Consider the following 16,586-nt stretch of genomic DNA (forward strand, 5'->3'; position numbering starts at 1 on the left):
GATCCGGCGCACAATGGGCTGTCGTACAGTCCACATTGCCTTCCCAACAGGATGTTTCCAAGGATCGGCCCGGTTCATGACCACGGGGCGAGTACTGTCGATCCGGAAAATGCCTTCTCGTGCGGCTCTGCTAGCATCAGGCCATCAACTTCTTGCCAACGCGGCCGATATCTACCCCATGCAGGGGCTGGTCAGGACAGTGCCGCAATGATCAAAATGGGTATCCTGGGGAACCGACATGCAGCGTATCAATAATTTGCCGATCTGGGTCCGCCTGGTGGGAGCCATGTGGCTCATCCTGGTGCTGGCCTGGGGCGGCATGACCTTCTGGACGGTTCAGGAACAGCGGCGAACGGCCATCCGTCAGGCGGAGACTTTTTCCGAGACCCTCCATGAGATCACCATGGCCGGTCTGACCACGATGATGATCACCGGCACCATCAACCGGCGTGCCGAGTTCCTGGACCAGATCATCGAACTCCAGAATGTCCATGACCTCAGGGTCCTGCGGGGTGATAACGTCTCCCGCCAGTACGGTCCCGGCGGTGAACATGAAAGACCCCGGGATGCCATTGAGCGCACCGTGCTGGAAACCGGAGAAGCCTACATTGCCCTTTCCGAGGACCGTTCCAGTCTGCGGGCGGTCATGCCGGTGAAGAATTCACGCCAGTATCTGGGCAAGAACTGCACCCTGTGTCATGCGGTGGCACCGGAAGGCGCGGTACTGGGCGGGGTCAGCCTGCAGATCAGTCTTGAGGACGTGAATACCGCCTCACGCCGGTTCGGCTTCAACTTCCTGGCCGTGGCCACCCTGATCAGCGTACCGGTACTGTTGTTCCTGTTCCTGTTCACCCGCCGTTTCGTCACCAACCCCTTGCAAGAAATGACTCACGGACTGCAGGGTATTGCCCAGGGCGATGGTGACCTGTCCCACCGCCTGCCCATCCACGGCAAGGACGAAATTGGCCAGGCCTCCCGGGCCTTCAACGCCATGATGGACAATTTCCGCGACCTGATCAGCCGGGTGCTGCAATCCACCAGCCAGCTGGCCAAGGCCGCGGGCGATCTGGCCTCGGTCACCGAGCGCACCAACGACGGCGTCTCCCGCCAGCGCAGCGAAATCGACCAGCTGGCCACCGCCATGAACGAGATGAACAGCACCGCCCATGAGGTGGCGCGCAACGCCCAGCAGAGTTCGGTTTCCACCCGGGAGGCGGAAGACGCTGCCCAGGAAGGCAAGCATGTTGTCTCCGGCACCATGAAGCGCATCGAGCAGCTGGCCAATGAAGTACAGAAGGCTGCCGATATCATCCGTGAACTGGACAATGGCAGTGAAGAGATCGGCAAGGTGCTGGACGTGATCCGGGGCATTGCCGAGCAGACCAACCTGCTGGCACTCAACGCCGCCATTGAGGCGGCCCGTGCCGGTGAGGCCGGTCGCGGCTTTGCCGTGGTGGCCGACGAGGTCCGCTCCCTGGCCAATCGCACCCAGAGTTCGACCCAGGAGATTCAGGCCATGATCGAACGGCTGCAGCAGTCCAGTCGCCGGGCGGTGACGGCCATGGACGAGAGCCGGCAGTCGGCCCAGGCCAGCCGTGACAGTGCCTCGCAGGCGGATGCCTCCCTGGACTCCATCACCCAGGCAATCAGCACCATCAGCGACGTGAATACCCAGGTGGCCAGTGCCGCCGAGGAGCAAAGTGCCGTGGCCGAAGAGATGAACCGCAATGTCACCAGCATCTCCGATGCGGCCGAGCAGAATGCCCAGGGTGCCGAGGAAACCACCCTCGCCTCCGAGCAACTGGCCCGGCTGGCGGACGAACTGCAGGATCTGGTGGGCAGGTTCAAGGTGTGAAAACAGGCGCGGGGCGGGCAACAAGCCCGCCCCGCGTGACAATCAGCCCCCCACCACCCGAGTGGGGAACCATCATGAATTACACGGCTTCTTCTTCGGACATCTCCAGGATGGAGGACACGATGTCATTCATCGTCACCAGCCCCACCAGCGTGTTGTCCCTGAGTACCACGATACGACGAATCCCCTGATTGACCATCAGCTTGGCTACGTGCTTGACCTCCAGCACCTCCGGCACGCTGATCACCGGCTTGGAGCAGACATCGTAGACATTGATCAGGTCGATATCCCCTTCTTCAGCCACGATGGTGCGCAAAATGGTGGTATAGGTGATGATGCCGTAGGCATCGTGCTCATAGCGCTTGTCCACCACCAGGGACTTGACCTTGTACCTGCGCATCTCGCGCATGGCCTCTCGAATGGTGGCGAGAGGGGAAATCATCGCCACGTCCTTCACCATGATATCTTTGACCAGCATGGGTTACCTCGGGCTCACAGCTCGTCCTTGAGACGATCTTCGAACTGTTCGATCTGGCGCATGTCGATGCCGGCAATATGTTCCAGGGGAACGGTGAATACCACGCCGTGGCTATGGGACTTCAAATCCAGTTCATCCCGCAGCGCCTTCATCACCGCCAGGGACAGCTTCTTCTCCAGAACCATCAGCAAGACTGACTGGCTACCCTCGTAGGTCAGGCCGAAGAAGGTCTTCTTCTCCTTGGCGCCGATGCCCCGGGCATCAACGATGGTGACTCCGCCGGCCCCCGCCTGCTTGGCGACATCAATGGCCTTCTCTTCAAGATTGTCGGCCAGAATGGCCACCAGAACGGCAAACTTCATGATTTTGCTTCCCTCCACCGAGTGGTGAGTTCAACGGCGATAGCATAGAGCATCACACTGATGATCGGAAATATGGAAGCGAACGCGATCAGGCCGAACCCGTCGATCAGGACGTTACGTCCTTCGATATGGGTGGCCAGACCGATCCCCAGTGCGGTCACCAGTGGCACCGTCACTTCCGAGGTGGTCACGCCTCCCAGATCATAGGCCAGCGCCACGATGTATTTTGGCGCCAGCCAGGTCAGCAGGATGACCAGAGCATAGCCACCCATAATGTAATAGTGGATGGAATCTCCCGCGATGATCCGGTGCACCCCCACGGTGATCCCCACCGCCACGCCGATGGCCACCAGAATGCGGATGGTATTGCCGTTGAGACGCCCCTTGCCCGCCTCCTCCGCCTTCTGCCCGATGGCGATCAGGGCCGGCTCCGCCATGGTGGTGGCAAAGCCGATGGTGAAGGCGAACAGATAGATGAAGAAGATCCGGTCCAGGGCGATGAGTTGTTCGGCCATGCTCTGGCCGATGGGGAAAAGCCCCAGTTTGAGTCCCACCACAAAGGCGTACAGACCGAAGATCACCAGCACGAAACCGCCGAAGACCTTGTGAATGTGGGCGATGTGCTTGCGAATCACCAGGTACTGGAAAATCAGTACCACGGCAATGATGGGCAGCACGTCACGGAACATGATCAGGAGGTCCTTGAGCATGCCCAGCAGCACGCTGCCGGCCACCGGCGCCACCGCCTCGTCCACCGTTGCGGTATCCGCCATGGGCACCACGACCCCATTGACCATCTCGGGGGCGGCAAGGGTGAACACCAGGATCCCATAGATCTGGACCACGATCATGGGGACCATCACCGCCAAGGCCACCAGACCGAAGCCATGGGTCAGGGCATTGCGGCCCCGCAGGGACACGGCAAGACCGATCCCCAGGGCCGCGATCAGGGGCACGGTGACGATATTGGTGGTCACCCCGCCGGAATCGTAGGCCAGGCCGACGATCTCCTCCGGCGCGAAGAAGGTCACCGCCACCACCAGCAGATAGCCGATGATCATGTACCAGTGCAGGCTGTGGCCCAGCACGATCCGCACCACCCCAAGGGCCACCACGAAGCCCACCGATGTGGCCACCAGGACCCGCAGCGTGAAGGCGTGAACGCGCCCCTCACTGATGATTTCAGCCTGGGAGGCCACGGCGATCAGGGCCGGTTCGGCGATCACGGCGGCAAAGCCCAGACAGAACCCGAACACCATCAACCACAGCAGCGATCCCTTCTTGGCGAACTCGTTGGAGAGGTTCTTGCCGATGGGAAAGATGCCCATTTCCAGTCCTTGCAGGAACAGGGCCACGCCCACCACCACGATCAGCAACCCCACGATCATGGGGACAAGCCCCTCGGGGACCTGCTGCATGACGGCGAACTGGAAGAAGCCTACGACCAGGATGATCGGCAGCAGATTCCGGAAGGAATGGGCAAGTAGTCGGTAGAATTCCTTGAGCTGGTTCAAGAGCGCTTATTGTGGTTGTGATGAAAGAAGATGACACCCGGCCAGACAGTCGACCCCAAACCCGTCCCCGCGACCCCGTCACTTCCGCGAAAGCGGGAGCCCAAAATTCCCGGTAGGCAGTCAACCACAAACTCGTCACTCCCGCTTTCGCGGGAGTGACGTGCCAAGGACACGTAAACAGCATGCCAAAGACGCGAAAATGACATGCTAAGAACACAGCAATAACTGTCAAGGCGTAGTCATGACCGATTCAGAATACCCCTAAGCATACTGCAATCCGGACGATCATTGATGATATTGGAACACGACCACAATCCCCCCGTTATCTCCTTATGCCGCCCGGCATTTGCGGTATGCTTGCCCCCTGACCGGAGCATCCAGGATCAAACGGCGATCATGTCCCTTCATCTGCCCCACGAACTCATTCGCGAATCCGTCAAGCTGGCCCTCGTCGAAGATGTCGGCACCGGCGACCTCACCGCTGGGCTGATCCCTGCCCAGACCCGGTGCCGGGCCCATGTGGTGTGCAAGGAGCAGGCCATCGTCTGCGGACAGGCCTGGTTCAACGAGACCTTCAGGCAACTGGACCCGACCGTGGAGATCACCTGGCATTGCCAGGAAGGCGACGCAGTGGAACCCGACACCCGGCTCTGCGGCCTGAGCGGACCGGCCCGGCCCATCCTCACCGGGGAACGCACCGCACTGAACTTCCTGCAGACCCTTTCGGCCACGGCCACCCGAACCCGCCGCTACGTGGATGCCGTGGCCGGCACCCCCGCCAATATCCTGGACACCCGCAAGACCCTGCCCGGGCTTCGGTTGGCGCAGAAGTACGCGGTCAGTTGCGGCGGCGGCATGAACCACCGCCTGGGGCTCTACGATGCCGTGCTGATCAAGGAGAATCACATCATGGCCGCCGGTTCCATTGCCGCAGCCGTGGCCCAGGCCCGCACCCTTTCCGGCCAGGTTCAGGTCGAGGTGGAAACGGAAACCCTGGACGAGGTCCGTCAGGCACTGGAAGCGGGTGCCGACGTGATCATGCTGGACGACTTCGATCTGGAAGGGATGCGGGCGGCCGTAGCCATGGTGGATGGTCACTGCAAACTGGAGGCCTCCGGTGGGGTGGATCTTTCCAAGATCCGGGAAATCGCCAAGACCGGCGTGAACTTCATCTCCGTGGGCGCCCTGACCAAGCACATCCAGGCGGTGGATCTGTCCCTGCGCCTGGAGGCCTGATCCTTATCTTCTTCTAGCCCACCCGGGTCTTGGCCAGTTGCCAGAGGGCTTCCAGGGCCTCCAGGGATTCGTCTTCCATGCGGCTACCCTCCCGGGCCAGCGTCTCTTCCATGAAGCGGAAACGGCGCTCGAACTTGGCGTTGGTGCGCCGCAAGGCCGCCTCGGGGTCCACTTTCAGGTGGCGGGCCAGGTTCGCCACGGCAAACAGGACATCCCCCAACTCATCCTCCAGGCGGGCATGGGGGGCACCGGCACCCATCTCCGCCCGCACCTCGTCCAGCTCCTCATGGATCTTGTCCAGGATGGGGGCGGCATCGGCCCAGTCAAACCCCACCCGGGCAGCACGCTTCTGAATCTTGGCCGCGCGAGCCAGGGCCGGGAGCGTCAGGGCAATACCGTCCAGAACACCGGATGCAGGTTGTTCATCCCCGCCGCTACCCGCGCCCTGACGGTTGGCCCGTTCCCGGGCCTTTTCCGTCTCCCAGGCCGCATGCTGGGCGTCTTCCGATTCAAACCGCACGCCGGCAAAGACATGGGGATGACGACGGATGAGCTTGTCCGCCAGGGTGCGGGCCACATCATTGAAGTCGAAACGCCCCTCCTCTTCCGCCATCCGGGCATGGAACACCACCTGCAACAGCAGATCCCCCAACTCCGAGCGCAGTTCATCAAAATCGCGCCGGGCAATGGCATCGGCCACTTCATAGGCCTCTTCCAGGGTATGGGGCACAATGCTGTCGTAGGTCTGCTTCAGATCCCAGGCACAGCCCCGCTCCGGATCCCGGAGCCGGGCCATGATGCCAAGAACCTCATCCAGCGCGGGAGATGATGAGGGTTTCATGACTAGAAACTGAAACGGATGCCGAAGTGGATGTTGTCATCCAGCTTGTAGTTCTTCTTGTAGTCCAGATCCGTCTCGATCCGGCGATAACCGATGAATCCGGCCGCCCCTGGCGTCACTTCCAGTTCGTAGCGCAAAGAAATGTCCCACAGATCATCGGCATCGCCGAAGGTGGTGATGGGAGGGGCATAGTAAGCTTCCAGGGCGAAGTACATGGGCGTGTTGGCCGGGATCGTATACCTGACCTCGCCCCCCAGACCCAGGGACTGGAACTTGTCATCCGGTTCATCGATGAAGCCGAAATAGAGCTTGCCACCCACACCGAAGGTCAGCGGCTGCTCGCCGGCGGGGACACCCCGCACGTGCATGCCGGTGGTCAGCATGTAGTCACTGTCCTCATTGAAGAACAGACCGAAGAACAGATCGGCACCACCGAACCCGACGGCGCTGGAATCGGTGATGAAATTGAACTGAGCCGTTTCCTTGCTCAGATAGATGTCAAGGGTGTGAGCCGAGGCCATGGGAGCCATTCCCATCAGACAGGCCGCTGCCAGCAGTTTTGCGCGCATAGAGGTGTTCCAGTGAGTGTTTAAAAAGTCAGGACGCCATTGTAACGCTTCACGCTGATATCGGCCCTTTTTGCTATCAGCCCTTGGGCTGTTCGTCCCGGGTCTTGTTCAGCCCCGGCGGGGACATCAGGGTCTGGGTCTTGTGGTCATAACGCCCCTTGAGTTCATCCTTGATGGTACCCGACCACATGGGAACACCCACGAAATATCCGGCACGACCGATCAGATGGGCCGCCACAGGGCCGGTCAGCACCAGGAACACGATGATGGCGGCGGCCTTGGCCGCCACTGCCACATCACCGAAAAATTCCAGCCCCACGGCGATCATCAGCAACCCCCCGCCCAGGGCGCCGGCCTTGGTGGTGGCATGGAGCCGGATGGGCAGGTCCGGCATTCGCAACAGGCCCAGGGCCGCCACGAACATGAAGCCGACCCCGGTGAGCAGGAACAGGCTGATCAGGATTTCCATCAACAGATCAATCATCATCCCGGCTGCCTCCCTTGGCAATCAGACGGGCAAAGCCCACTGCGGCCAGAAACGCCGTCAGCGCCAGCACCATGGCCACGTCCAGGAAGGCCGTCACGCCGCTGGACAAGGTGTACACCGCGATGAAGCCCACCGTCAGGGTCGCCAGCATCTCCAGGGCCACCACCCGATCCGGCAGGCTGGGCCCCAGGATCAGGCGGAAGAAGATCAGCACCAGGGAAATCCCCAGCACCAGGTAAGCAATGAATATGGAGAACTCAAGCATGGTTGCCCCCACTGCAAATTCTTGAACGCCGATCATGCACCGCACGCTTCACCGCAGCACCTCCAGGGCACGATACTCCATGTAGCGGATGCTCTCGATGACCTCTTCCTCATTTTCCAGGTACATCACATGGATATACAGCACCTTGCGGTCGCTGGAGACATCCAGGCTCAGGGTGCCCGGAGTCAGGGAAATGAGATTGGCGACCACGGTGATTTCCGCATCCGTCCTGGCCTCCAGCGGAAACGCGATCACGCCCGGCTTCATGTAATACGTCGGCGTGAGCACATCATAGGCCACCTTGAGATTGGAAAGGATCAGCTCCTTGATGAAAAAGCCGATGAAGAGGATCGCCTTGGGAATCTTGCCGGTATAGGCGGCAAAACCCGGCTGATCCCGCAGGGCGGAGGCCAGGATCAGATAACCCAGCACCAGGCCGATGAACAGGTTGGTACCCGTGAAACTGCCGGTCAGGCCCATCCAGACCAGGGCCAGCAGGATATTCGATGCCAGTGGACCGATCATTACCGTTCCCCCAGAACTGCATCAATGTACAGGCTCGGATTGAGCAGCTGATGGGCTGCCGCGTCCGCGATCTGATAGATGGGCTCCGCCCCCAGACCGATGAAGACCGTCAGGGCCGCCATCCCGCCGATGGTCAGATAGAGCACGCCGGAGCCGGCGCTGCCGTGGACCGGGCGGTTGGCATATTCTTCCGGCTGGGCCTTCCAGAACACCTCGGCCCAGATCTTGATCATGGAGTACAGCGTCAGCAGACCCACCACCAGGGCCACGGCCACGATCCACCAGGCCTCGGCCTCCACGCCGGCCCGAATGAGAATGAACTTGGCGAAGAACCCGGACAGGGGCGGTATCCCGGCCAGGGACAGGGCCGGGATCAGGAACAGGATGGCCAGCATGGGATGGGACCGGTACATGCCCCCCAGTTCCTTGAGCTCATAGGTGCCCTTGAGCCGGTACACCAGACCACTGACCAGGAACAGATTCGCCTTCACGATGATGTGGTGCATGATGTAGAACACCCCGCCGACGATGGCCAGGGGCGTGAACAGCGCCAGTCCCATGATCATGTAACCGATCTGGCTGATGATGTGGAACGACAGGATGCGGCGGAACTCGAACTGGGCCGCCGCGCCCAGCACCCCGGTGAGCATGGTGGCGGCGGCCACCCACAGCAGGATCTCATGGGTGTAGTCCACGTCCTGGGTGAAGATGAGGGTGAACACCCGGAACAGGGCGTAGACCCCCACCTTGGTCAGCAGGGCCGCGAACAGGGCCGAAACCGCCACCTGGGGCGTGTGGTACGAAGCCGGCAACCAGAAGAAGAAGGGAAAGGCACCGGCCTTGATGCCGAAGGACACCAGGAACAGCATGGCGATCACGGTGATGATGCCCGGGTCTTCGGCGTAACTGAGCTTGTCGGCAATGTCCGCCATGTTCAGGGTGCCCGTCAGGCCGTAGAGCAGACCGATGGCGGACAGGAACATGGCCGAAGACACCAGGTTCAGGGTCACATACTTGATGGCCCCTTCCATCTGCGCCCGTTCGCCACCGAGGATCAGCAGGGCAAAGGAAGCCACCAGCATCACCTCGAACCAGACATAGAGGTTGAAGATGTCACCGGTGAGGAAGGCCCCGTTCACCCCCGCCAGCAGCAGGTGCAGCAGCGGATAGTAGCCGAAGGCCTCATGGCGCTTGCTCATGGAGGTCAGGGAATAGACCGCCGTGGCAAACCCGCTGATGCCCGCCAGCACCACCATGATGGCGCCGAGCAGGTCCGACACCAGCACGATGCCGAAGGGGGCCTGCCAGTTGCCCATGTGCATCACCAGGATGCCGTCCTGCCAGGTGGCGGACAGCAACCACAGGGCGGACAGCAGCATGAGCCCGGTCCCGACCACGGTGGTGACACGCTGGGCAAGGCGCCAGCGCCAGAGGATCAGCGTCAGGGCGCCGAAGAACAGGGGAATGATGACGGGCAGCGCGACCTCTAGCCTCATGTGTCGGTATCTTTCATCTGGTCCATATCGTCAGCCTGCACCACTTCATAGGCACGGTGGATCAGCACCACCGCAAAGGCCAGCACCCCGAACCCGATCACGATGGCGGTCAGGATCAGGGCCTGGGCCAGGGGATCGGCCACCACGCCCGTCGGCTGCATGGCACCCTCGGGCACCAGGGGCGGCGCACCGCGCAACAGACCGGCCTGGGTGAACAGCAGCAGATTGGCGGCATTGGACAGCAGCACCAGTCCGATCACCAGTTTGACGATCGAACGTCGCAGCATCATGTAGATGGCGGCGGCAAACAGGCCGCCGACGGTGAACGCCATCAGGGTTTCCATGGGCGATCTCCCCTGAAGCCACCGGCAGCCGCCGCACCGCTTGGTGCGGACCGCAGGCTCCGGCGCTCCAGACTCGTCTTGTGGGTCCGGCGTTTCAAGAACATGTGATTACCGCTTTTATGCGTGAATGGTATGAGAGTCCCGGGCGCTCCGGGTTTCAGGCGCCACGGTGACGGTCACTCTTCCGCCTCGGCCAGGGACAGCAGGATCAGCAGTACCCCGCCGATCACCACCAGATAGACCCCGATATCGAACAGCAACGGCGTCCCCACCTTCAGTTCACCCAGCACCGGCAAGGTCAGCTCCAGCCACTGGGAGGTGAAGAAGGGCTGCCCCATGAAGACCGCGGGCACCCCGGAGATCACGCCGAACAGCAAACCCCAGCCCAGCAGGTCCCGGGGTTCGAAGCGCAACACCCGCTTGGCGCTGCGGATATCCAGGGCGAACATGTACAGGGCGACGGCGGAGGCCGCCACCAGTCCGGCAATGAAACCGCCGCCGGGCTCGTTATGGCCACGCAGCAGCAGGAACACGGAGAAGATCAGCAGCAGCGGCAGCAGGAAATGGGCTGCCGTGCGCAGGATCAGTGACTGCAGGGTGAACTGTGGGCTCATCGTCTTCTGTCCTCGGCACGGAACTTGATCATGGCGTAGACCCCCACCGCGGCCAGGGCCAACACCACGATCTCACCCAGGGTATCCAGGGCACGGAAGTCCACCAGGATGACGTTGACAATGTTGCGGCCATAACCGGAAGGCTGACTTTCCTGGATGAAGTACTCGGAAATGCTGTCCGCATAACGGGTGGTACTGGCGGCCAGCTTGAGCACAGCCATCATGGCCCCCACGGCCAGGGCGATGACCGCATCCCGAATCCTCAGCACCATGGGTGTCAGACCCAGGAAACCCGGCAGGCGGAACAGGACCAGCACCAGCATGATGACCGTCAGCGTCTCCACCAGCACCTGGGTGATGCCCACGTCCGCGGCGCTGAACAGCACATAGATCAGGGCCACGCAGAAACCCACCGCGCCCAGGGAGGCCACCGCCCCCAGGCGGGAGCGGGTGGTCACCGACACCAGGGCCGCCATCAGCAGCACCGCGACGATGAAGGCCTCGTGCACCAGGATGCCGGACAGGTCCAGATCAATGTGCACATGGGTACGGGTGAACAGGGTCACCATGACCAGGCCCACGGTGGAGATCAGGATGGTGAGCAGGTAGTAGCGCAGATAACCGTTCTGCAGCACCCGGGTCTGCCATTCGGACAGCCACACCATCCCGGCCATGGTCTTTTCATAGGCCGCTTCGGGACCGTAGCGATTGACCACCTCCATGAAGCCGGTGAAGCGGCGGAACCGTTCCCAGTTGAGATAGAGCAACAGACCCAGCGCCAGACTCACCCCGCTCAGCAGCAGGGGCAGGTTGAAGCCGTGCCAGAGGGACAGGTAGGGCGATACCGGCGCCCCGTATACCGCCGCCGCCGCCCAGGCAATCAGGCCCTGATCCACCAGCCCCGCGCCCAGTCCGAACAGCAGCCCCAGGGAGGCCAGGACCACGGGGCCCGCCAGCAGGGCCGGCGGCGCCTCATGGGCTGGAATCTTGGGGGTGTCGGCCCGGGGACCGTACCAGGGACGAATGCCGACGATGGCCGCCACCGCCACCACCATGACGGCGGAGACCACGGCAAAAACACTGAGCAACCCAGCCAGGGCCGGTGCCTCCAGCACCGCCTCGAACAGCAGTTCCTTGGCCACGAATCCGAACATCGGCAACACCCCGGCCAGGGACAGGGCGGCCAGACCGGCAAAGACGGTGGTCACCGGCAGCGCGCGGCGCAGCCCGCCGGTCTGCAGGAAGTCCTTGCAGCCCGCCTCATGATCCAGGATGCCGGCCACCAGGAACAGCGCACCCTTGTAGAGGGAATGGGCCAGCAGGAAGGCCATCGCGGCCAGCATGGCGTTCTCGGTGCCCACGCCGATGAGCATGGTGAGGGTACCCAGGGCCATGACGGTGGAGTAGGCCAGCACCTGCTTGACGCCGGTGGAACGCAACGACAGGAAGATCCCGGCGAACATGGTCACGGCCCCGAACAGACCCAGCAGCAACATCCAGGCCTCGGTCCCACCCAGGGAGGGATTCAGGCGGGCCATCAGATAGACCCCGGCCTTGACCATGGTGGCGGAGTGCAGGTAGGCGGAGACGGGTGTGGGTGCCGCCATGGCATTGGGCAACCAGAAATGGAAGGGATACTGGGCCGACTTGGTGAAACACCCCAGCAGGACCAGCAGCAGGATGGCCAGATACCAGTCGTGATCGCGGAAGATGTCGCCGGAGGTGAGGAGTTCGTGCAGCTCGTAGCTGCCTCCCACCAGGGCCATCATGACCAGGCCGGTGAGCAGGGCCAGCCCGCCGGCCACGGTGACGAACAGCCCCTGCAGGGCGGACTTGCGGGCCTTGGCGTCCTCATGGTTGTAGCCGATGAGCAGATAGGACGTGATGCTGGTGAGTTCCCAGAACACGAACAGGGAGATCAGGTTGCTGGACAGCACCAGCCCCAGCATGGAGGCCATGAAGGCGAGGATCAGGACATAAAAGCGTCCCAGATCCCGATGACCTTCCAGATAGCGGCCCGCATAGGCCACGACGAAGAAACCGATCCCCGAGATCAGCAGGGCAAAGAGCAGGCTGAGACCGTCCACAAGGAAGGTGAGCTGGATGCCCAGACTGGGAATCCAGTCGTATTCCATGATGATCCGCCCGCCGTCGGCCTCGCGTAGCGCGGGCAGGAAGGAGGCGAAGTAGATGAACAGTACCGCGGGCAAGGCGGCCAGCGCCCAGCCACTGTGGCGACCCAGGCCCCGATGCGCCCAGGGCGCAACAGCGGCAATCAGAAATCCGGACAGGACGGCGAGCAGCATGGGTTGTGTAATGGGCGATTCAGCAGGATCCGGCGCCATCTCAAGCCCCGACATCCCTGCCCCGCGTCAAGGACCGACCGCGGATGCCTCTCTCCTCCAGGTTGAACGTGGATGGATAAAACACGCCCCCCACAATCGGGCAGGCAGGCAGCAGCCTTGCGGCGCGCAACTCCGCGCGCCCACTCTCAGGCACGTTTCATGCTAACCAAACTTGCTTTTTATTTGCAAACCCCGGTCTGCCGCATTGCGTCAAGCCGGGGGAGGGAGACAGGCCCGGATTGGATTCAGTCGATCCAGCCGCTCTGCCGGCGCCGCCACCGAATGCGGGTCAGGATGATACCCAGCAGCAAACTGCCGATGGACACACCGGCCCCCACCAGGAACCAGTCCCGGCGCACATTTTCCTGCAAGGCACGGTTCTGGTCCTGGAGCGCCGCCATCCGGGCCTGCTCCTGGGCCAGCGCCTGCCCCAGGGCCTCGTTGCGACGGGCGGTTTCCAACGGTTCGGCCGCCACCTCTCGCAGGGTTTCCAGTTCCCGTTCCAGTTCGGCCAGTCGCGCACTCAGGGCATCGGCCCGCTGGGTCTCACTGTCCCGCTCAGCCGTCAGACCACGAATCCGGTCCCCCTGTTCCCCACGATTCCCCTCCAGTTGCTCTATACGACGCTCGGCCTGGGCCAAACGTTCCCTGGCATGGGGGCGGTTCATGAGAAAACGGCTCTCGATCCACCCTTCGGTCCCGTTGGGGGTCCGAATCAGGGTATAGCCATCGTCATCCACCTGCAGCACGGTCACCGCCGTGCCGCTGCTGAGAAACTGCAGGATCCGGTGCTGCAGCGTCTTGCCGGTGCGGATGTGGGCGCTGAGATCGTCGGAGATATAGGCCGTGCCCTGGGCCTGGACCACACCTGGCCAGACAGCCATCAGCAGCAGAAGTGACAGGATCAAGGGGGGCAGTGATACCAGGGGGTGTTTCACGAAGGATATCCTTTGCTTGTCAGTCATGAATCAGGCGCAGTTATTCTAATCGGACCTCCGGCAGGTCCGGTGATACCGGAATCCCCACTTGTGCCGAGGATCACAGAATCGCGTTCCCATCACCAGCAGCGCAGGGTGACGGGCACCCTCCGCTGCCCTACTCTATCAGTCCTTACGGTGGTCCATTAGCCTGATCACCACAACCAGAAACAGGTCCTCCCGACACACCCAACCGGAAGCCTCCATGCAAGACAAAGACCCTCTTCATCTGACCCCGAAAGAAGCTCATGAACTGCTCAAGGACAACCCCAGGGCATTGCTGATCGACATTCGCTCAAGCATGGAATTCCTGTTCGTCGGGCATCCGGTCGGTGCCGTTCACATTCCCTGGATGGATGAACCGGACTGGACACTGAACCCGCGGTTCGTGCCCGAGGTACGCAAGCTGCTGCTCGGTAGCGCAAGCACTGAAGCATCCCGTGAAAGCGGCGCCCCGATCATCCTCATCTGCCGTAGCGGCAAGCGTTCCCTGGATGCGGGACGGCTACTGATCAAGGAAGGTATCACCAACGTCTACCATATCGGCGAAGGCTTTGAAGGGGAACTGGACGATCATCACCATCGTTCCAGTCTGGGCGGCTGGCGTTTCCACGGCCTGCCATGGGAGCAATGCTGAACCCGGAGATCCAGCACCACTGACGGGGTATCAGGTTTTCACCTGACGCCCCCCCGTCCGCTGCCATCTTCTGACACGGTGCTCCAGCCTCAGCGGCAGGAAAAGGATCAGGTCATAGAGCAGGGGTAAAAACCTGGACAGCAGCCGCATCATGCGGGCCAGATGAAAACTGAGGAAAGCCAGAACCTGCAGCACCAGAACAGCCAGTGAGCCACCCAGCACCCCCATGGCCTGCATGAACATCTGCAAGGGCAGGCATGTCAGCGCCAGCAACAATGGCATAAGCCCTCCCAGAAACCCTCGGGTCAACATTGACACCCATTCCAGGGGCGGCAGCATCAACTCCGGTTCGCCTTCCAGAAGACGGTTGAGGGCATCCTCATGGGCGATGTACAGGTCACGGGAAACCGCCAATAATCCGGACAGCACAATCAGGGCCCCAAGCAACAGTAGCCCACCCCACATCAGGCGCCTTCGGGCTGCCGCATCCCAACTGGCCACCACCGGCAGAAGAGAGGTGATACCCCTGGACTCCAGGATCATGCCGCCGGACAGCACGGAGACGATCAGCAACAGCGCCGTGCCCATTCCGGAGAGGCCGATACCTCCCCCCGCCTCCGGAGCCCCCCCCAGAATGGCTGCCATCGGGCTGAACAGCAGCTGGAATCCCATCACGCCCGTCAGGAAGACAACGCCCAGCAGGGCGACCGCCAGCACCAGTTGTCCCATGGATGCCAACGTCATGACGCGGGGAGGAACGGCCCTGTCCTTGAGACGCTGATATTGATACAAGGCCACATCCAGATGACGCGCCTGATCCTTGACAGACACGATCCCCTTTTCCAGATCCGACAACCGGTCTTCCAGCGCTCTCCACTCCGGCAACAGGCCCCGCAGTATCTTCAGGCGCTCACGGTTGCCATGGCGATACTCGTCCAGGGTCTCGCGACTGGCCCGCGCCAGGGTGTCGTGGATCTCCTGAAGCATGGTGCCAACGCGGGGGTCCGCCCCCGGTGGTGCATCGGTCATGGCCTGCACGGTTCTCATCCAGCCGGGCTCGGTGGGCGCCTGATCACGGGCCATCCGGTAATCCTCTTCCAGCCTCTCGATCTGCTCAGCGATACGGCGCTGGAGCATGGCATACCCGCCAAGATCCTTGTTCAGGCGATTGTGAATTCCCCGGCAATCCCGTTCCACCCTGAGTTGAAGCCGCCTCAGCGCTACTCCGCGAAGGTATTCCTGGTGACGGCGCCCCAGGTTACGGGCCCCGAATCTCAGGCCATGGGCGGCAGAACGAAATTGCCATTCCAGCAGGCGGCAGGCTTGTCTCAGTGCCCGACGCAGCCAGGGGCGGCTCAAGTACAGGACCAGAACGCCGATAACCATCCAGATAAGTATTGAAACACCCAGGCTTGCCGCCCAGATGCCCCACAAACCTTCGCTGTTCATTCTCAATCCCCTAGTTCATCCCATGTATACCATCGGCGACTCAAGTTCCCCGGTGAGCGGCCGATAATCCTGAAAGAGGCCATCTTGTTCCAGGCTACCCTGCTGTGCCACCTCAGGACAGGCAGGTGCATTTTGCTTGAATTGAATGGGTCTGATCAGGGCTTGAACAGCGCCAGAGGGCCGTGCCACCGCACAAATCATGCCGGAGTGCAGAATCGGATCATGCATTTAATCAGAGACTGACCCATGGACCGAAGCCAATTGGAACTGAAAATGGGCGCCCAGTTCAGCCCCTACCGGGAAATGCCGGAAATGACGGCCGGGGCCGCCGTGCTGGGATTCCTTCCTGCTTTCATGGATATTCAAACCCATGAAACGCACCTGTCCATAAACCAGGATGGATCACTGGCCGTGATCCATCTGCTGGATGGGTTACCTGATCACTGGGTGATCGAACGGGATGAACAAGGACGCATCACGGCACTCAAGGACGGGATTGTAGCCGGCTTCATGCGACAGGGGCGTTTCTTCACGCGCTCGGAACTGGCCCAGCTGCGCTGGGACGCCTGAACCGGGATTACCCCTTGTGCCC

At 61.7% G+C, this 16,586-nt stretch carries 18 protein-coding genes; 4 read left to right on the plus strand and 14 right to left on the minus strand.

Translation table 11 applies throughout. The annotated features are described in order from the left end of the window. The first annotated feature begins 238 nt into the window (after positions 1–238). On the plus strand, positions 239–1,855 hold the full coding sequence (locus tag CKO35_RS03770; RefSeq protein ID WP_200172806.1) for a methyl-accepting chemotaxis protein: 1,617 nt from the start codon (positions 239–241) through the stop codon (positions 1,853–1,855). A gap of 79 nt (positions 1,856–1,934) precedes the next feature. On the opposite strand, the gene CKO35_RS03775 is transcribed toward CKO35_RS03770, so the two are convergent. Genes CKO35_RS03775 through CKO35_RS03785 form a run of 3 tightly spaced genes read right to left on the minus strand, consistent with a single transcriptional unit; the run spans position 1,935 to position 4,209 of the window. Further along, entirely contained in the window at positions 1,935–2,333 is a 399-nt protein-coding gene (locus CKO35_RS03775) for a CBS domain-containing protein (RefSeq protein ID WP_200172813.1), read from the minus strand. 14 nt (positions 2,334–2,347) lie between these two features. Beyond that, the gene (locus CKO35_RS03780; protein ID WP_200172815.1) at positions 2,348–2,695 is read right to left on the minus strand and encodes a P-II family nitrogen regulator; all 348 of its coding nucleotides are present in this window, start codon (positions 2,693–2,695) and stop codon (positions 2,348–2,350) included. Then, positions 2,692–4,209, minus strand: a complete 1,518-nt coding sequence (locus tag CKO35_RS03785) for a DUF1538 domain-containing protein (protein WP_200172817.1) — start codon at positions 4,207–4,209, stop codon at positions 2,692–2,694. The genes CKO35_RS03780 and CKO35_RS03785 overlap by 4 nt, the downstream gene beginning before the upstream one ends. Positions 4,210–4,605: 396 nt before the next feature. Between CKO35_RS03785 and nadC the strand changes: the two genes are divergently transcribed. Further along, positions 4,606–5,445 carry a carboxylating nicotinate-nucleotide diphosphorylase gene (gene nadC / locus CKO35_RS03790; RefSeq protein WP_200172819.1) on the plus strand — a complete coding sequence of 280 codons (840 nt, stop codon included), beginning with the start codon at positions 4,606–4,608 and terminating at the stop codon, positions 5,443–5,445. Between the two features lie 13 nt (positions 5,446–5,458). On the opposite strand, the gene mazG is transcribed toward nadC, so the two are convergent. The 10 genes from mazG to CKO35_RS03840 all read right to left on the minus strand — a co-directional run bounded on the left by mazG (position 5,459) and on the right by CKO35_RS03840 (position 13,869). Beyond that, a complete protein-coding gene (gene mazG, locus CKO35_RS03795) occupies positions 5,459–6,286 on the minus strand; it encodes a nucleoside triphosphate pyrophosphohydrolase (RefSeq protein WP_242466999.1) in 828 nt (275 codons plus the stop codon). Between the two features lie 2 nt (positions 6,287–6,288). Continuing rightward, on the minus strand, positions 6,289–6,855 hold the full coding sequence (locus CKO35_RS03800) for a YfaZ family outer membrane protein (RefSeq protein ID WP_200172821.1): 567 nt from the start codon (positions 6,853–6,855) through the stop codon (positions 6,289–6,291). A gap of 76 nt (positions 6,856–6,931) precedes the next feature. Beyond that, positions 6,932–7,327: a monovalent cation/H(+) antiporter subunit G gene (mnhG, locus tag CKO35_RS03805; protein ID WP_420870737.1), complete on the minus strand. Its 396-nt coding sequence runs from the start codon at positions 7,325–7,327 to the stop codon at positions 6,932–6,934. A gap of 4 nt (positions 7,328–7,331) precedes the next feature. Then, positions 7,332–7,607 (minus strand): cation:proton antiporter, encoded by a 276-nt coding sequence (locus CKO35_RS03810; protein WP_200172825.1) that lies wholly within the window; start codon positions 7,605–7,607, stop codon positions 7,332–7,334. A gap of 48 nt (positions 7,608–7,655) precedes the next feature. Then, the gene (locus CKO35_RS03815; protein WP_200172826.1) at positions 7,656–8,132 is read right to left on the minus strand and encodes a Na+/H+ antiporter subunit E; all 477 of its coding nucleotides are present in this window, start codon (positions 8,130–8,132) and stop codon (positions 7,656–7,658) included. After that, positions 8,132–9,628 carry a Na+/H+ antiporter subunit D gene (locus CKO35_RS03820; protein WP_200172828.1) on the minus strand — a complete coding sequence of 499 codons (1,497 nt, stop codon included), beginning with the start codon at positions 9,626–9,628 and terminating at the stop codon, positions 8,132–8,134. The genes CKO35_RS03815 and CKO35_RS03820 overlap by 1 nt, the downstream gene beginning before the upstream one ends. After that, positions 9,625–9,972, minus strand: coding sequence for a Na+/H+ antiporter subunit C (locus tag CKO35_RS03825; RefSeq protein ID WP_200172830.1), 348 nt, complete (start codon positions 9,970–9,972; stop codon positions 9,625–9,627). The genes CKO35_RS03820 and CKO35_RS03825 overlap by 4 nt, the downstream gene beginning before the upstream one ends. Positions 9,973–10,148: 176 nt before the next feature. Beyond that, positions 10,149–10,586, minus strand: coding sequence for a Na+/H+ antiporter subunit B (locus CKO35_RS03830; protein ID WP_200172832.1), 438 nt, complete (start codon positions 10,584–10,586; stop codon positions 10,149–10,151). Then, positions 10,583–12,892, minus strand: coding sequence for a putative monovalent cation/H+ antiporter subunit A (locus tag CKO35_RS03835; RefSeq protein WP_200172834.1), 2,310 nt, complete (start codon positions 12,890–12,892; stop codon positions 10,583–10,585). Before CKO35_RS03835 ends, CKO35_RS03830 begins: the two co-directional genes overlap by 4 nt. Positions 12,893–13,176: 284 nt before the next feature. Then, complete coding sequence (locus CKO35_RS03840; protein WP_200172836.1) at positions 13,177–13,869, minus strand: TIGR04211 family SH3 domain-containing protein; 693 nt, start codon at positions 13,867–13,869, stop codon at positions 13,177–13,179. A 244-nt stretch (positions 13,870–14,113) separates the two neighbouring features. Between CKO35_RS03840 and CKO35_RS03845 the strand changes: the two genes are divergently transcribed. After that, positions 14,114–14,545 (plus strand): rhodanese-like domain-containing protein, encoded by a 432-nt coding sequence (locus CKO35_RS03845; protein ID WP_200172838.1) that lies wholly within the window; start codon positions 14,114–14,116, stop codon positions 14,543–14,545. A 30-nt stretch (positions 14,546–14,575) separates the two neighbouring features. Here the strand turns inward: CKO35_RS03845 and CKO35_RS03850 are convergent, their stop codons facing one another. Beyond that, positions 14,576–15,994: a hypothetical protein gene (locus CKO35_RS03850; RefSeq protein WP_200172840.1), complete on the minus strand. Its 1,419-nt coding sequence runs from the start codon at positions 15,992–15,994 to the stop codon at positions 14,576–14,578. A gap of 246 nt (positions 15,995–16,240) precedes the next feature. Here CKO35_RS03850 and CKO35_RS03855 point away from each other — a divergent pair, with 246 nt between their 5' ends. Further along, the gene (locus tag CKO35_RS03855) at positions 16,241–16,564 is read left to right on the plus strand and encodes a hypothetical protein (protein WP_200172842.1); all 324 of its coding nucleotides are present in this window, start codon (positions 16,241–16,243) and stop codon (positions 16,562–16,564) included. Positions 16,565–16,586 lie beyond the last annotated feature (22 nt).

This window comes from Ectothiorhodospira shaposhnikovii, assembly GCF_016584105.1.
In the GTDB taxonomy this organism is placed as follows: Bacteria; Pseudomonadota; Gammaproteobacteria; order Ectothiorhodospirales; family Ectothiorhodospiraceae; genus Ectothiorhodospira; species Ectothiorhodospira shaposhnikovii.

Excerpts from the sequence above, each read along its gene's own strand:
- CKO35_RS03770 (WP_200172806.1), top strand. The coding sequence starts at position 239 with ATGCAGCGTATCAATAATTTGCCGATCTGGGTCCGCCTGGTGGGAGCC.
- CKO35_RS03775 (WP_200172813.1), bottom strand. The coding sequence starts at position 2,333 with ATGCTGGTCAAAGATATCATGGTGAAGGACGTGGCGATGATTTCCCCT.
- CKO35_RS03780 (WP_200172815.1), bottom strand. The coding sequence starts at position 2,695 with ATGAAGTTTGCCGTTCTGGTGGCCATTCTGGCCGACAATCTTGAAGAG.
- nadC (WP_200172819.1), top strand. The coding sequence starts at position 4,606 with ATGTCCCTTCATCTGCCCCACGAACTCATTCGCGAATCCGTCAAGCTG.
- mazG (WP_242466999.1), bottom strand. The coding sequence starts at position 6,286 with ATGAAACCCTCATCATCTCCCGCGCTGGATGAGGTTCTTGGCATCATG.
- CKO35_RS03800 (WP_200172821.1), bottom strand. The coding sequence starts at position 6,855 with ATGCGCGCAAAACTGCTGGCAGCGGCCTGTCTGATGGGAATGGCTCCC.
- CKO35_RS03810 (WP_200172825.1), bottom strand. The coding sequence starts at position 7,607 with ATGCTTGAGTTCTCCATATTCATTGCTTACCTGGTGCTGGGGATTTCC.
- CKO35_RS03815 (WP_200172826.1), bottom strand. The coding sequence starts at position 8,132 with ATGATCGGTCCACTGGCATCGAATATCCTGCTGGCCCTGGTCTGGATG.
- CKO35_RS03820 (WP_200172828.1), bottom strand. The coding sequence starts at position 9,628 with ATGAGGCTAGAGGTCGCGCTGCCCGTCATCATTCCCCTGTTCTTCGGC.
- CKO35_RS03825 (WP_200172830.1), bottom strand. The coding sequence starts at position 9,972 with ATGGAAACCCTGATGGCGTTCACCGTCGGCGGCCTGTTTGCCGCCGCC.
- CKO35_RS03830 (WP_200172832.1), bottom strand. The coding sequence starts at position 10,586 with ATGAGCCCACAGTTCACCCTGCAGTCACTGATCCTGCGCACGGCAGCC.
- CKO35_RS03835 (WP_200172834.1), bottom strand. The coding sequence starts at position 12,892 with ATGCTGCTCGCCGTCCTGTCCGGATTTCTGATTGCCGCTGTTGCGCCC.
- CKO35_RS03845 (WP_200172838.1), top strand. The coding sequence starts at position 14,114 with ATGCAAGACAAAGACCCTCTTCATCTGACCCCGAAAGAAGCTCATGAA.
- CKO35_RS03850 (WP_200172840.1), bottom strand. The coding sequence starts at position 15,994 with ATGAACAGCGAAGGTTTGTGGGGCATCTGGGCGGCAAGCCTGGGTGTT.
- CKO35_RS03855 (WP_200172842.1), top strand. The coding sequence starts at position 16,241 with ATGGACCGAAGCCAATTGGAACTGAAAATGGGCGCCCAGTTCAGCCCC.